The sequence below is a fragment of the Desulfovirgula thermocuniculi DSM 16036 genome (assembly GCF_000429345.1).
Classification (GTDB): Bacteria; Bacillota; Desulfotomaculia; order Desulfotomaculales; family Desulfovirgulaceae; genus Desulfovirgula; species Desulfovirgula thermocuniculi.
Genome location: NZ_AUBR01000120.1, coordinates 1 through 1,676 on the forward strand (window position 1 = coordinate 1; position 1,676 = coordinate 1,676).

At 58.2% G+C, this 1,676-nt stretch carries 3 protein-coding genes and 1 pseudogene; 3 read left to right on the forward strand and 1 reads right to left on the reverse strand.

All coding sequences use genetic code 11. From position 1 onward, the window contains the following. A pseudogene (locus G454_RS19700) lies at positions 1-335 on the reverse strand (RNA-guided endonuclease InsQ/TnpB family protein); the annotation flags it as partial. A gap of 145 nt (positions 336-480) precedes the next feature. On the opposite strand from G454_RS19700, the gene G454_RS19705 reads away from it, so the two are divergent. The 3 genes from G454_RS19705 to G454_RS0115100 form a co-directional block, all read left to right on the forward strand. Further along, on the forward strand, positions 481-801 hold the full coding sequence (locus G454_RS19705) for a hypothetical protein (protein ID WP_051276553.1): 321 nt from the start codon (positions 481-483) through the stop codon (positions 799-801). Positions 802-938: 137 nt separating this feature from the next. Further along, a complete protein-coding gene (locus G454_RS0115095; protein WP_027719231.1) occupies positions 939-1,430 on the forward strand; it encodes a DUF6557 family protein in 492 nt (163 codons plus the stop codon). A gap of 39 nt (positions 1,431-1,469) precedes the next feature. Next, positions 1,470-1,676: hypothetical protein (locus tag G454_RS0115100; protein WP_027719232.1), on the forward strand; the 207-nt coding region annotated here is incomplete at its 3' end.

The following is a 1,676-nucleotide window of genomic DNA, read 5'->3' on the forward strand; positions in this document are numbered from 1 at the left end:
GGCTTGAAATTCGGCGGGTTCATCTCCAGGTGGCCGTTTTCCCTGTGCTTCCGGTAGGCAGACACGGCCTCGAAGTACTCCTCCACCACCGCCTGTGCCGATTGAGAGTGCAGTTCCTTCCACGCGGCGAAGGACTTGAACTTTGCCTTAAGCTCTGCCTCCGTCGGCCAGCAGTTTTCCTGCTTGAAGGTTTCGCGGCTGTGCAAGACGCAGGAGTTCCAGATACGGTTTGCCGCCTGCATGACGGGTTGGAAAATCGGTAGCGTTTCCAGGCCCAGCGGGAACTGTTTGGTCAGCAGGAGGCGGTGAGGGTGCGACTTATTGCTCCAGGCCACGCTTTTCACCTCTTTCCTCTGGAATACGGCACTCGAGTTAATTGTAGCACAAAAACCTGGCCGCCGCTTTCATCCCGCCCCCTAAAGGAGGTGGGTCTTCCCGCGGCGGTTTTATAACCGAAAGTTCCAGGAGTGTGATGGACAATTGAGCAGGAAGGACAGAAACGGCGAATCCATTCCGCTCCTGCACGTCTACGGCCAGTTTGCCTGGCACGACGAGGTGTTCATAATCGGCAACCGGCAAGCGTTAAAGGCCCTGCTGGAAGCGGTCAAAAAAGCCTTAAATCAAGGCAAGGGAGAGGCTGACGGTGTTTTCGTAGCCGACGGCGAAGGCTATAGCGTAGTGGTTATCCGGAAGGACGACCCCTGGCCGGAGGGTTGGGAAAGACTTGCCCTGCCGTATACGGAAGATTACGCCAGGGACAGGAGGGAAGGCATTATCTGGCCGGGAGATCTGATGAAGTAGTGAGAGCGTTTCATGGGTTTTGCTTTTGGCACGGAGTAGCATCGATTGCCTCGGGCCTCCCGCTTGCGTTCAGAGAGCCATGATGGCGCCGTTAATACGTCGGGAAGAAAAGCAGGCGGTTTTGGGAGGTGTTGGCCTTGTTAACGGTACAGGAACTCTTTCGTAGCGTGCGGTGGGAGGAAGTGGAAGCAGCCCTGTTGGAGCGGTACGGGGACGAGGCGGGGGATCTGTTCGGCCTCCGGGAGGCTTTTCACTTTATAAGGGATTGCAGGCCGGAGCCGAACCCGGAGGGATGGGTGATCGAAACCGACACCCGGTTCGATGAGGAAGAGGGGAAAGCTGTTTGGAACGTACACGCGCGAAGGCCGGGCGATGAGCGGGTATACGGCATGGACCTGTCCCTGCTGGACGAGTGGGCCGGGCACTTCGTCTCCGAAAAGGCGCTGGCGGCCTTCTCTCTGACGGAGGCGGCGGCCCACATCCTGTGGGAGGCCACGTGGTGGGGGTGTTCGAACGAAGCCATCCTGGCCCGGAGGAGGAAACTGGAGGAACTTGCGGAAGAGCTGGAGAGGAGTCCGGATATCGGCGTACCTGCCGAAGAAGTTTTCCGCGAGTTGGGTGTAGAGTAGCGGTTGTTAGGCCGTTTCACTACTGGGAGGTAGAAGAGCATGGTTTACGATGAAAATGCCTTCAGTGGAGTACCGGAGCGGTACACAGAAAAGTTTAAACGCGCGGTCAAAAATGCAGGGTTTCCCAAAAGCAAAGCTATCTATGCCGCGATCGCGGCGGTGCTGGTCCTCCTGTTGCTCTTCCCCCTGCGCTTCTGGGTGGTCGTCCCGGCGGGCTACCGGGGCGTGCTGCTCCAGTTCGGCGCG